General features: G+C 40.5%; 13 protein-coding genes. 8 read left to right on the top strand and 5 right to left on the bottom strand.

Translation table 11 applies throughout. From position 1 onward, the window contains the following. Positions 1 to 9 precede the first annotated feature (9 nt). On the bottom strand, positions 10 to 702 hold the full coding sequence (locus tag EJ361_RS21360; protein WP_126248124.1) for a response regulator transcription factor: 693 nt from the start codon (positions 700 to 702) through the stop codon (positions 10 to 12). A 472-nt stretch (positions 703 to 1174) separates the two neighbouring features. Between EJ361_RS21360 and EJ361_RS21355 the strand changes: the two genes are divergently transcribed. From EJ361_RS21355 to EJ361_RS21345, 3 genes are all read left to right on the top strand, one after another. Continuing rightward, positions 1175 to 1642 (top strand): MauE/DoxX family redox-associated membrane protein, encoded by a 468-nt coding sequence (locus tag EJ361_RS21355; protein WP_126248122.1) that lies wholly within the window; start codon positions 1175 to 1177, stop codon positions 1640 to 1642. A gap of 78 nt (positions 1643 to 1720) precedes the next feature. Continuing rightward, positions 1721 to 2107, top strand: coding sequence for a hypothetical protein (locus tag EJ361_RS21350; RefSeq protein ID WP_126248120.1), 387 nt, complete (start codon positions 1721 to 1723; stop codon positions 2105 to 2107). Positions 2108 to 2217: 110 nt separating this feature from the next. Next, positions 2218 to 2613 (top strand): hypothetical protein, encoded by a 396-nt coding sequence (locus tag EJ361_RS21345; RefSeq protein ID WP_126248118.1) that lies wholly within the window; start codon positions 2218 to 2220, stop codon positions 2611 to 2613. Between the two features lie 136 nt (positions 2614 to 2749). On the opposite strand, the gene EJ361_RS21340 is transcribed toward EJ361_RS21345, so the two are convergent. Both EJ361_RS21340 and EJ361_RS21335 read right to left on the bottom strand, forming a co-directional pair. Further along, complete coding sequence (locus tag EJ361_RS21340) at positions 2750 to 4114, bottom strand: TlpA family protein disulfide reductase (protein WP_126248116.1); 1365 nt, start codon at positions 4112 to 4114, stop codon at positions 2750 to 2752. Between the two features lie 16 nt (positions 4115 to 4130). After that, positions 4131 to 5237 carry a TlpA disulfide reductase family protein gene (locus EJ361_RS21335; RefSeq protein ID WP_126248114.1) on the bottom strand — a complete coding sequence of 369 codons (1107 nt, stop codon included), beginning with the start codon at positions 5235 to 5237 and terminating at the stop codon, positions 4131 to 4133. A gap of 317 nt (positions 5238 to 5554) precedes the next feature. Between EJ361_RS21335 and EJ361_RS21330 the strand changes: the two genes are divergently transcribed. The 4 genes from EJ361_RS21330 (at position 5555) to EJ361_RS21315 (ending at position 9539) form a co-directional block, all read left to right on the top strand. Beyond that, positions 5555 to 5932: a hypothetical protein gene (locus tag EJ361_RS21330; protein WP_126248112.1), complete on the top strand. Its 378-nt coding sequence runs from the start codon at positions 5555 to 5557 to the stop codon at positions 5930 to 5932. A 72-nt stretch (positions 5933 to 6004) separates the two neighbouring features. Then, a complete protein-coding gene (locus tag EJ361_RS21325) occupies positions 6005 to 6391 on the top strand; it encodes a hypothetical protein (protein WP_126248110.1) in 387 nt (128 codons plus the stop codon). Positions 6392 to 8174: 1783 nt separating this feature from the next. After that, positions 8175 to 8630, top strand: a complete 456-nt coding sequence (locus tag EJ361_RS21320; protein ID WP_126248108.1) for a hypothetical protein — start codon at positions 8175 to 8177, stop codon at positions 8628 to 8630. Further along, the gene (locus EJ361_RS21315) at positions 8631 to 9539 is read left to right on the top strand and encodes a hypothetical protein (RefSeq protein WP_126248106.1); all 909 of its coding nucleotides are present in this window, start codon (positions 8631 to 8633) and stop codon (positions 9537 to 9539) included. Between the two features lie 41 nt (positions 9540 to 9580). On the opposite strand, the gene EJ361_RS26190 is transcribed toward EJ361_RS21315, so the two are convergent. Next, entirely contained in the window at positions 9581 to 9817 is a 237-nt protein-coding gene (locus EJ361_RS26190) for a helix-turn-helix domain-containing protein (protein ID WP_126248104.1), read from the bottom strand. Between the two features lie 88 nt (positions 9818 to 9905). Next, positions 9906 to 10583, bottom strand: a complete 678-nt coding sequence (locus EJ361_RS21305; RefSeq protein WP_126248102.1) for a hypothetical protein — start codon at positions 10581 to 10583, stop codon at positions 9906 to 9908. Between the two features lie 1104 nt (positions 10584 to 11687). Here EJ361_RS21305 and EJ361_RS21300 point away from each other — a divergent pair. Beyond that, positions 11688 to 11966, top strand: coding sequence for a hypothetical protein (locus EJ361_RS21300; protein WP_126248100.1), 279 nt, complete (start codon positions 11688 to 11690; stop codon positions 11964 to 11966). Positions 11967 to 12007 lie beyond the last annotated feature (41 nt).

Here is a 12007-nt window from a genome sequence, read left to right as displayed (position 1 = left end):
ATTCCTACATCATACCGGGAGTATAAATTTGAAGCCGATTCCATGTATAGTTTCAATTTCTACTCCCGGTGTCTTTTTCAGCCTTTTTCTGAGCTTAACAATAAAGACATCCATACTTCTTCCCAAGAAATAGTCATCTTTCCCCCAAACATGATATAGTATTTCCTCTCGTTTTAATGTTTTATTTGGATTTTGACATAAGAATTTCAGTAAATCGGCTTCCTTTTGGCTAATCAATTCTACTTTCCCTTCTTTAGACTTTAAGCAAAGCTCATTGTATTCAAACGTCAGGTTTTGTATTATAAATACTTCCCGTTTGTCGCCTGATAGTCTTCTAGTCCTTTTTAGAAAAACATTCAACCTTAAAAGTAACTCTTGCATGCAGGCTGTTTTGCCAAGATAGTCGTCCCCTCCACTTTTAAAGCCTCTGATTATGTCTTCGTCGAGCGCTTTCGAAGAGAAGAATAGTATAGGGATCTTATCATCTTTTGACCTTATAGCCGATGCAAGCAAGAACCCATCCATCCCTGGAATCATTGACTCAAGTATGCATAAATCAAACTTTTCTTTGTCGATTTTTTTGAGGGCATTTTCTCCATTAGTTTCATGAACTATTTCAAAACCCTCATCTTTTAGTCGCTTAACAATGTTATGTGCAAAGTGAATATCGTTGTCGACGTATATTATTTTTATCTCGGGCATAAATGTAATCCTTGCGTTTGGCTTGATTGCTTGAGAATTTGTTAATAATCAATAACATAATTAAGAAAGCATTTTTTCGGAAAGGGTGAATTATTTTGCTAAAATGTTACAGAATTGTTTTTTCAATGTATAACAAGCATAGTAATAGACGGTTATATTTAACCGAAATTGAGCATTCTCTTTCAGATATCCACAATTACTTGGACTGAACTCAGACGTCTTTGTCTTTATTCGTTTGAACACATAGAACTGGGAGCGTTTGATGTAAATAAACAAGCCTTCCATCATGCTGCTCCAGCAGCACACATTCCTATTAGTCAATCGGCAAGAAAATTAGAAAAAATAATCGCTCTGAAGTCTTCTCGCAGTAGTCCTATTTAGCTTTGGATTATAGAAGAACCACAGGAAAGTAGTAACCACAATTGTTTAACCCAGCACGTTCGATGCTGAGACAAACTCCCTTTAGCTTAACATGACACAGAAATCACTATTATTGAAAAATCACAGCAAGAGTAAATTAGATTGGAAAGCAATTCTTATTGAGTTTTTTGCCTCTGTGCTTATTCTGGTTTACATCTATACTGCGATAACCAAACTTATCGACTTTAGAAGTTTTAGTATTCAACTAAGCCAAAACCCCATTTTTAGGAGTAATTCTCTCCTTTTTGCATATGGTGGTCCTTCAATTGAACTGTTGGTAGCTTTCGCGATTGTGTTTAAGCGCACCAGGAGTTTTGGTTTTATCGCTTCTGCGCTATTAATGGCCTTCTTTACTTGGTACGTCGCCTACATGATGATGACTTTACCCCATTTGCCCTGCAGTTGTGGTGGCGTTGTTGGATGGTTGAATTGGCCCCAACACTTGATTCTGAATATTACCTTGACAATCTTTTCTGTCGCGGGATACTTTATGTGGAAGTCGCACATCAAAAAGATTTAATACACGATACTTATTGCAATAAGCAAGAGCCTGTCTTGAAAAAAAGGCAACTATTGTTAACTTTTAAAATCACACAAAATGAAAATCGCAAAACTGAGCTTCGCTTTGGTTATCGCCGTTCTCGCTATCGGTGTTTCTGTTGCCGCAAATGCTAACAAACTGGGAAAAAGAACGATTACTGCTTGCTATGAAGTAGTGCTGCTGCAGAACTCTGCCAATTCTGCCACTTATGCTCCGGCTCAAACTGATTTGGCTTCTTTCGTTAATACCCAGGTTGTTACTAACCAAATTAAGTTCCTGAAGCAAGCTCCGTCTACTATCAATGACGTATGCAATGAAACTGATCGTTTCTGCTGCGCTATCTTTACGGAAGCTCCCGCAGGTACTCCGGCTACCGTTCCTAACGTTACCATTGGTGCAGTAACTGCAAAATGGGTTGTTCAGAGCATTAAGCTCCACAACTAATTAATCACTTGTAGTGGTAAAATTAAGGGTGTCTCATAAATTGGGACACCCTTAACTCTATGGCTAAGTCGCATACAATAAGATTAATATAATACATTATTGCAATACATATGAAAACAGTCAAGTTTACTTTCCAAGTGGCATTTGCCGTACTGGCAATCGGGTTTACTTTAACAGCAAATGCTAGTAAAATAGGGAAAAGGACCGTTTCGGCTTGTTACAGGCTGATTACTGTGCAAAATGCCGCAAATTCATTTTCCTTTACTTTCTCAGACACCGATTTCGCATGGTACGTGGACCAGCAAATATTTGGGTTTCAATATAAATACCTTAAAACGATACCTGCGTTTTCAATACCAACTGAATTTTGTTATGAAACGCAACGTTTCTGCTGTGCTACATTTACAGAGGCACCTGTTGGAACTCCTGCTACGGTACCATTTATAACTATAGGTGGTATTACAGCAAAGTGGGTAGTTGAAAGTGTCTATTATCATGATCTTTAGGAAGACAACAAAGGGTACCTTTGAGCGGTACCCTCTATTTATTCCAGGGTTAAAATTTATGGATGCTGAGAATTCCGGATCTAAGAAATGCTTTGCTAATTTTTTGAAGGAAATTCGTTTAATTCAACTGTCAGGTTTATCTGCTGTCGTGAGAATAGGCAGTCTTGTTCAACTGAATAGTTGGCAATATTCTATTTTCGATAGAAAATGTGTAACCCAAATCGCCCAACATTTTATTGAGTTGATCAATGTCCCCCAAGTCCTTACATATTAAATAGCCAGTTACGATGATATTATCCAGATTCTGGTTCGTTTCATTTATTACGTGATAGTTGTTGTTTAGCTCAAAATTTATTTTTCCTATAACGCCGGTGATAATTTGATTGACGGTGTTTCCGGTACTTCCAGTTTTAATTCCATTCTTTGTAAATTCGATGGGATCTCCGAGTTTTCTCTCTCCAGCTATTTTTTCAATTTTAATAATTTGAGGAGAATTGTGGGTTATTCTGGTTCTCTTTAACACTAAAGAGGGGTAGGGCTCATTGGCGAGTTTATACGTTATGCCAAAAAAGTTGCCGATTTCCGTTCGTGCGATACTGTTTAGCACAGCAATATCAGAAGCTTTACCAGGCTCAAGGACCAGTTCCATATACACCAGGGGGTTGTCTTCATTGTAGGTTGCCTTTTGGGTCTTAATCAATTTTGAAAGTCGTTCATCAGTCGAAGTCAGCAAAACATGGTCTGTTGTTGTATAGAAGAGCGGTAACAAGCTGGAAAGCGGAAAAGCGGGAAGGAGAAATCCAATGTTTTGATCTGATGCACTGTCCTTTAGAGGGATATATTTATTAATAAAGCTTTTGTGAACTGTAGTGTCAGTTCGAAGAGTCACGTAATATTCAATTCCTTCATGGGTTTTTCGGATTAGCTTTTGACGTTCTTTTATAAAATCCAACTCGGTTCTGACTGTCGGATTTTGGTTTGACTCGAAGGCTCCGAGAAAACCGCCGCTTAAGGCCTGGTCGAGTAATTCATTTGTTACCTTAGTTGTAGTACCAATAAATCTTCCATCCTTATCAATCCAGACACAATATGGCACATACGTGTGTGGGAAGTTACTTCGCATGATGGTGTCGCCCACCACAAAATTCAGGTTGGATTCCTTCAATATTTGTGATTTCCCTTTTAGGCTATCAAAGATGTGCCGATTTTCTCGCATAACAGCAACAACAGCAATGTCGTTTCTTCGATCATCTACGAGACTTTCTATATTGGGAAAGGATGCAATACATGATCCACATCCTCTCGACCAAAAATCAAGCACCAGGATCTTACCTTTGAAATCGGATATTTTCCGCAGCCCTGCATCGTGGACATACCGGAATGTCAAGTCTGGTATTTTTTCATTTAACTTATACTTGAGCTTGTTCTGTGCCCAGCAATTTGTGCTAAGCACCAACTGTAATATGGGCAACAACGTCGATGCAATTTTACAGGGTCTCATTGGATATGGGTTTTGGTTAGTAATTTAATGCACCTTCAACCAAGGAGTCGAGTTTCTCGATATTTACAACCTCGTCGGGTTTTAAGGAAGTATTGATTTCTGTGGGATTGCCCTTTATCACCCTAGCGTTTTTGTCTACAAGGAGATATGCTGGCACAGCCCACATGCCAAAAATATATTTATACGAGTTATCAATCTTATCAGATGTTTGAATCCATGCCATATTATCTTCCTTTACAGCCTTTAACCAATCACTATCAACTGCATCTATTGAGATCCCGATAATTTGAAACCCTTTCGAATTATATTTATTATAGACTTTGGACAGCTGTGGATTAAGGGCTCTGCAAGGAACGCACCAGCTTGCCCAGAAATCGATTAATGTGACATTCTTTTTGCTGATCATGTCATGTATGAACACCTTATCTCCAGTAGAAGTCATAACCTGAAAATTTGGAATGACGTTTCCTATAGGGCCTTTTTCATAGAAATCTTTATACTGATACTTTAGGTCCAGTTCTTTTTTAAATTTGATACCAGTTGGGGTACTTTGAGCTTCTTTGGAGGAGGCGTTAAAATAGTAGATAAGTGAATCTAATGTAAAAAACGGCCGTAACCTTCCCAGAAGATAGGGCATTATCATTGAATTCTTGTGATCATTTAAATAGTTGATGACAACTGATCTATCATTCGTTCGGTTATAATTATTAATCGTCTCTACCGAACTTTGGTAATCTTTTTGTGAAAGAGAACCTTCAAGGGTCAGACTGTCCATCCTACTGACAGTCCCTCTTAAATTCATGTGTTTGTTTTCCAACCATAGGGCGTTGCTTACGGTTGTGTTTGCTTTGGATATCCTTGAATCAATGGATAGAAAATAAAAATGTGCACCATTAATTTTTCCACTAAAGGTAAATTTGCCATTTACTGCCCTCGCGGCCATAAAAGTATCTTTGTCCTTTGAAACGTCATTTTGCCTACTTAGAAGAAATACTACTGTTTCTTTTGGCAAACCTTCAATATATCCTTTCAATATGAAACCGTTTTCTGGGGTTTTCTGATATCCGGCGTAAAGAACTGAACAAATAATCAGGCAAATAAGAATAGAGGAAATACGTAACATGTGAAGGTTTTAAAGAGTTGAATTTCTGTAAGTGAAATAATCCTGTTATTATAGGATAGCGCCCAAATTAAGAGGGGTGAATTTTTTCAGTCCTTTTTTTCTATTCAAACTAATTATGGATGTTTTTGTGCATATGTTGGTAGCGAGTTAATTGACAACAGAAAAAAGTCAATCCGAGCAACTTGCACGAAATGTCATCGCAGTATTTGTAAGTAAATTAGAGTTGATTAGCTATTGGATGGGAGGACTTGTCGGTTGCTTTGTGTGAAGATGATATAAATGGAGGGATCAGATAGTTTCACCGAAAAAACTACGTTATGAAAAAAGTTAATTTCTGCCTATTATTTGCATTCATTATAATTGCGATGACTGCATTTTCATCAAAATCAGAATTTAGGACGATTACCGCTTGTTTTCCGGTGGTAGTGCTGCAGAATATTCCAGGGACCAGTTTATACGTTCCTGCTCAGACAGATGCTGCGGCAACTGCCAATAGCCTTATTTTTGGTGCTTCTCAAATCAAATATCTAAGACATTTACCCTCCGGAGACGGGGATGATTGTTTTGGAACTTCTCAATTTTGTTGCGTTCGCTTTACTGAGGCTCCAGCATCCACTCCAAGTACGGTCCCAATTCTTAATATAGGTGGAATTCTTGCCAGGTGGGTTGTGACCAGTGTGGAGTTCCATGATTAAAGGGATAGGCTTGACGAAAAACCGGATCTGTTTCAAACTACCTTTATTTTCTAAACATTAAAAACATATTAGATGAAGAATAAGAAATTAAACTTTTCGGTTGTTTTCACTTCATTGGCAATCGTTATTTCTGTTGCGGCAAACGCAAATGCTTTAGGTTCTAGAACTATCACAGCGTGTTATGAGAATTTTATACTTCAAAATGCCTCGGGTTCTATTACATATTCGCCGGCTACCTCTGATCTTTCTTCAACTGTTAATTCATGGGTTGTTACAAATCAAGTTAAGTACTTAAAGGGTGTTCCGACAATATTAAGAGACGATTGTAATGAGACGGCGAGATTCTGCTGCGCTCATTTTACAGAAGCTCCAGCAGGGACTCCTGCAACTGTTCCGACTATTACTATTAATGGAGTTACTGCTAAATGGGTTGTTCATAGCATAGTATTTCATAACTGAGAAATCCTATGATGTGTCCAATTGTTTCAGAGATACAGATATTGAATACAATCCATGAAATCCCAGCCTTGATCCGGCAGTCGAGTTTTAGCGGCTATTGGGTCAGCATTTTGTGTTAGTTTCAATGATTGAGGACTCCTCGATAGCGGTGTGGAGATCCCAGCAAGTTAGTTATGATGCCAGCCCGCATAGACATGCAGCTCCAGATTGTAACCAATTTGCAAATGATATTTTAGTTGTGCCCTAAATAATATAGTATTACTGGACGTTGTCCAAATCAATTTGAAATCCCATCGTTCTGCACCAGGCCCTTTCTTGCCAATCAACATAAATATTGACTTCTGCGCAAAATTCCTTACCTCGTTGAAGGTAATATGCTGGTACTGATGTGGACATAAATATGGAATCCACGTTAATGTGTAAAAGCAAATGTCCCTGTACATCCTGTGTCGGATATTCAATACATTTTAGCTTTACTGCGGTTCGTCCCTGATAATCTTTACAATAGGAGTTGATTTCAACAATGCGGAATTTAAAATAGACAGGAATTCTACTTGAAATTGGTCGAATAGTATCTGATTTTTTACAAGCTAAACACCCGAAAGCTAGTAATGCCGCGATTGAAAGGTAGGGGTATCTCATAACAGGAATAAGTAGTCTTTTACAATATGATGCGCGGATATAGCGAAAAGGGTGAATTCCTAAAAAAAAATGTAGTCAACTAATATGACTAAAATTATTTGCATTTACGAAATGAAATAAGGCAAGCAAAGTGCCGATTGTACAAATGATCAGCATATGCCAATGGTATTGGACCCTTATTAACATATTCGTAACGGTTAAGTCAAGTTTTGGCGGTCATATTTGCTATTTTTCCATAGCCGTAGTCTGATCAAAGACAATACCTGCTAGGGGCTTATGTTGGTGCTTACGCCCTAGATTCAAAGTTTTGCATCAATATAATAACACTTTAAACTATTGGGAAACCTTCAGCGGTTAGTTAGAGAATTAATTGATCATGTCGAATACGGCGAATAATGTGTTGCGCGCGTCGGGATACCGAATTGGTATTCAAGAGGTGCTTTATTTCGACTAACGCAGTTCAAAAATGAATAGTAGTGTGAGGCCGCCGGTATTTCGTATGCAGGGGGCCTGAGCTTTCCTAAGCGTCGTTCTTTGGCCAACAGTCGAACGGCGGTTTAGTAGAGTAACGACAAATAGTTCTCGTTTAGACGACCTGGTATTTATATGCCGGGTCTTTGAAAATAGAAAAATCGACATTTAAGTTACGTTAGTATATCGATTATATCATGAAACAAACGGCTAAAATTTCCACACTTCCTGGAGGTTGTGGTGAGTAGTGTAATCGCTTGAAAATGATAATTCCGTTATCTATATGCAAACAAGTTTGTGATTAATCGTATTATATACGCTTATAGGCCTAAGTCGATGATTAAATGGAGAAAGTCGATTGTTTTCCGAATGGCGAGTAGACTTTTCGTGGCAAGATCGGAGTAGGTCGTCGACAGCATGCCTCCACTTTTAAGAAGACTTTCTGAACAATAGATAAAGGAAGTTATTTTAGTCCCCATTAACAAGCTGTTGACAATAATAGAATTGAGAATGCGGAAATTGCAAAGCCTGCTTCAAGCTCATCTATTGTGTTTACACTGCGTGGCAATTTGCCAGATTAACAATTAAATGGAAATAAAATTACCTGAGATAACAATTTGGAAGTATGAGTCTATATCTAGAAAAAAAGGTTTCCCAATTCCATACGAACATGATTCGTTCTTTACTATACCTCAAGGAGATGGTTGATCTGAGAAAGATCTCGGGGAAAGTAGAAAGCGAATGCGCCCCCCTAATTGAACTGGGACATGTTGCGGATGAATTATTGAATCACCCTATTTCGCATGAAAAGAGGTGTAATCTTAGTCCTGACGCTTCATGCAATGAGATTATTGAAGCAAAGAGGTTGTACATTTTATTAGATTGGTTAATAGAAGATTTTCATGAATTCAGGCCACATGTCATAAAGATGTTGAAAAGAACGCCTGAAAAGCTCTCTCGAAAACTGGTAGATTTTGTTTCCTACTACAATTTGAGCTATGCCACACTCGTCGAGTGGCGAAATAAGCATACAGGCAAGCGTACTTATTTTCCCGAGGCTATTTCGCTTAGTGGAGACTGCCCATCATTCGACGGCCATATTTTCAAAATTGACTCCAATAAATAAATGAGGAAAGACATTACTCTCAGCGTAGTTCAGGAAAACATTGTGAGAATAAAGAAAGCAGCAGAAATGCTATGCTGGCAATTAGATATCCTGGAAATTAACAGACCAATTCGGGCTATTCAGTTTTCAGGCTTACGAAGTATTTTGAAGATCACTTCGGAATTGGAATTGCCCATCAATGTAGTTGTTGAGCCGACCATTCCCAATGAAAAGAGTTTGGCGAAGGTGCTTAGCATTTTGGATGCTTCTGAAATCTTTGTTAACCACCTTCAAAAATTTCATTGCCAGGTGAAAATGGTTGTCGCCGTAATGTCTGACCAACGTCATCCAAAGTTCAGTCTGGAAGATTTTTCACACGGGGGATTGCAACAATGGTATTCCTGGTATAATTTGAATGTGGAAAAAATGATTGCCATTCACGACGGCTTCAGAAAAAGTAGCTATCAAAGGGGAGCTCCGGATTTTCTCACCTGGTATCAGCTTGAGTTATATCGAATGAAAAAAATGGCTGATTGCATTTTGGCCAAGATTAATATGCTTTCGGAACAAAAACATTTTCATATCCCTGAGCTGGAAATGGAAATCAAACCGATGATGAACCTTTTCATGGAACTCCTGTATCCTATTGAAGAGGTAATCTACGACATGCTACATTTCGAGATGCTTTCGAAGATTCATGATCCCTTTATCATTATCACGCCTAGCGAAATTGACCAGGATTTAATTGAGTTTATGCCAAGACTGGATTTTATTTTCAATCTGTTTCAGTCGCCTCTCGGAGAAATAGATGAGTCAGTGCTTAGGGAAGGCCTTAAGGTAAAAGGATGGTTTGAGGATACTTGTGTAAAATTGCGCAAGATAAAAATGATTTTAAGCGATTTTGGTAGTTCGGGAAGTATGGTGCCCTAATTTAGGCGCCATTTTCAATTCATGAAGGGGAGTTCGCCTTGCTACAAAGAAATGTTTTCACTCGACATGAGCAACGCTTCTACAGTAACTTCTAAGCCTTTTGCAATGGCGGCGAGCGAGCAGAGTCCGATATTGATCTTTCCCGATTCCATCTTGCAAAGCTCACTCCGGTCTATCCCACACCGTGTTGAAAGAGCGGCGTAAGTAAAGCCCCTCGCCAGCCGCAACCGGCGCAAATTTGAAGCAAAAACATTTATGATGTCGCGGTTAGTGCCCATAAGTCTGGCAAATGAACAAAATTTGCCGTTCGAAATAGTTGGGCCATAACCCTACACCTAATTTCAGGCAGGAGGTAACTTACCACAGCTACATTTGCCTGTTATAGTACTGGTAACTCATTTCCCTATGGTCATTGGCGGATACACTTAGCATACCGCTCGAAGATGGGGACCAACAATAAACCGTGACTTCGGAGAAAAACGCAGGATAGGAAGATACCACAATGCGATACCAGCCTGCAGAGAGGAGGCGAGTTGATTGTTTGGCCGCGACCGCTCGGTTGTTTTGGCAGAAGGGACGTAGTTCGCCGATGCTATTATTGGCAGACGGCAGATAGTAGGCAATATCGATGAGCTTGTAGGCGCCAGTTTCCCGGTGCTTAACGTTCAGGTAGTCGTCAAGTCCGGAAAACGAAAATTCACCTTCTCGCGCGTGATCGATCTCCATTAGGAGTGCAAAAGGCCGGTCATAACTGGGCCGGTCACTCAACTTTTCGCAATCTACCAGGCTGGAGGAGCCTGCGGAGAAATGGACCTCAAGCTTATGGTCAGGTAACCCTTCCACCATGGAGGGAGTAATGACAAAATCGACGGTTTTACAAGTTGAACCATGGACGAAATCGATTGATTTCGGCGGTACTCCGCGCATCCATGTAACCACCTGCGCTGATCCCGGCGATTTACGTGATTGCCCTGAAACACTGCACCCCATTACAAAAACCATGAGGACCATACTTATTGGTCCATTGCTGAATTTTACTATCATACGCTGGCTTTTTCGATTGTTCCCCGCTTTGTGCATCATGAATTTACCAGGGTACGACTACAGCTAGAAGCTGTTTATCCGGAGAATCCCGGGTAAAATTAGAATAAACTGCCATCATCAACCGGCGCCACCATGCTTTAATTATCCACATCAACTTCCCAGTCTTATCTCTCCTGAAATGGATCATTTGTGTATCCTTAGCCTCTTTGGATGGTGTTGCGTCCGGTGTTACAGCTCTTTCTGGCAACCATCGTCCAATTAACTTACTAACGGTTAGTTGGCTCTAAGAAAGGGAGTTGGTATCAAAACTTCAACTTTGACATGCGCACCGCCAGCAGGGCTTAATGGCGGGACCAGCCTCTTGGGGGGGAGACTTTACCTCACCGGACGAAGGCATGATGGACGGAAAATATGCATTGGCCTGGTTGACCTGGTTGCTATTGATCCAGTAAAAAAAAGCGAACTTGTGGCCTGCTATAGAAACGACGGAGCCCCGGGATGCAAAGCTCTATTGTGGGCCATTGATACCCGGGATCATTCTCCAAAAGTCGCTACGATAGATTCCGCCGCCAGGTACCTGGATCAAGTTGCGCTGCCGCCTTGTATCAGAGTTTGTACCCCAAATAGGTGACACCGAAAATGAATTCCGCCAAACTCAAGGGAGCTGGGACTGCGCCAGTAACCAGGAGTATAAGGCCTGGCTTTTGAAGCGCTTTCCCGTCCGCGCACGGGCGGCCCAATCCCGTTATTAAAGCATTCATTACCAATCGCTGTTGGAGATCAAAAGAGTTCTTCCCTTGGGCCGGATATCGAAATTCGCATGTCGCATCCTGATACGTCCAATTAATTAGACAGTCATCAAGCCAGCTATCCTTTTCACAATTAGCTGTATACACCCGTCATTTTCGATTCAAATTCGGCGTGTTATTCCGAGATGGCGTCGGCGGTTCCAGGGCGATGAACTCATCTCACGCGCCCAACTGCGGCGGTTTCTTGTTGCCATCTTCCGCAATTTCCAGCCAATTATTTTTCCTCTATAGGAGGATCGAAGCCTCACAGCTTTTGTCAGTGGCCATTTTTGTATGGAATATAATTCGAGCTATTATGGAAACGAAACCGCCACAGTTGTACCTGGCCTATAATGTACAATTAGGAGAGACCTCCTTCAAACAGCGGATCGAGGTCGACAACATCGAGCAAGCAGACCTCATCCGGGAAGCCAAACTGAGCCGCAACCTCGGCAAGCAGGCGCAACAGGTTCAATATTCTAAATGGCGGGTTGTGACCGGATCTCGCGGTCGGGAGTCGGTAGTTAAAAGTTACGGCGAAGAGCGAGAGCGACCTCTTCAAAAAATTCGAGGATCCGGCCACAGCCTGCATTAAAAAGAAGGGCACGCAAAGTTAAATGGCGCTCTTGTTATGAC

Origin of the sequence: Chitinophaga rhizosphaerae (assembly GCF_003958645.1) — a bacterium.
Classification (GTDB): domain Bacteria; phylum Bacteroidota; class Bacteroidia; order Chitinophagales; family Chitinophagaceae; genus Chitinophaga; species Chitinophaga rhizosphaerae.
The sequence above is the reverse complement of the archived record's forward strand: the minus strand, read 5'-3'. Positions and strand labels throughout refer to the sequence as shown.

Coding starts and splice junctions, on each gene's coding strand:
- EJ361_RS21360 (WP_126248124.1), bottom strand. CDS start 702: ATGCCCGAGATAAAAATAATATACGTCGACAACGATATTCACTTTGCA.
- EJ361_RS21355 (WP_126248122.1), top strand. CDS start 1,175: ATGACACAGAAATCACTATTATTGAAAAATCACAGCAAGAGTAAATTA.
- EJ361_RS21350 (WP_126248120.1), top strand. CDS start 1,721: ATGAAAATCGCAAAACTGAGCTTCGCTTTGGTTATCGCCGTTCTCGCT.
- EJ361_RS21345 (WP_126248118.1), top strand. CDS start 2,218: ATGAAAACAGTCAAGTTTACTTTCCAAGTGGCATTTGCCGTACTGGCA.
- EJ361_RS21340 (WP_126248116.1), bottom strand. CDS start 4,114: ATGAGACCCTGTAAAATTGCATCGACGTTGTTGCCCATATTACAGTTG.
- EJ361_RS21335 (WP_126248114.1), bottom strand. CDS start 5,237: ATGTTACGTATTTCCTCTATTCTTATTTGCCTGATTATTTGTTCAGTT.
- EJ361_RS21330 (WP_126248112.1), top strand. CDS start 5,555: ATGAAAAAAGTTAATTTCTGCCTATTATTTGCATTCATTATAATTGCG.
- EJ361_RS21325 (WP_126248110.1), top strand. CDS start 6,005: ATGAAGAATAAGAAATTAAACTTTTCGGTTGTTTTCACTTCATTGGCA.
- EJ361_RS21320 (WP_126248108.1), top strand. CDS start 8,175: ATGATTCGTTCTTTACTATACCTCAAGGAGATGGTTGATCTGAGAAAG.
- EJ361_RS21315 (WP_126248106.1), top strand. CDS start 8,631: ATGAGGAAAGACATTACTCTCAGCGTAGTTCAGGAAAACATTGTGAGA.
- EJ361_RS26190 (WP_126248104.1), bottom strand. CDS start 9,817: ATGGGCACTAACCGCGACATCATAAATGTTTTTGCTTCAAATTTGCGC.
- EJ361_RS21305 (WP_126248102.1), bottom strand. CDS start 10,583: ATGATAGTAAAATTCAGCAATGGACCAATAAGTATGGTCCTCATGGTT.
- EJ361_RS21300 (WP_126248100.1), top strand. CDS start 11,688: ATGGAAACGAAACCGCCACAGTTGTACCTGGCCTATAATGTACAATTA.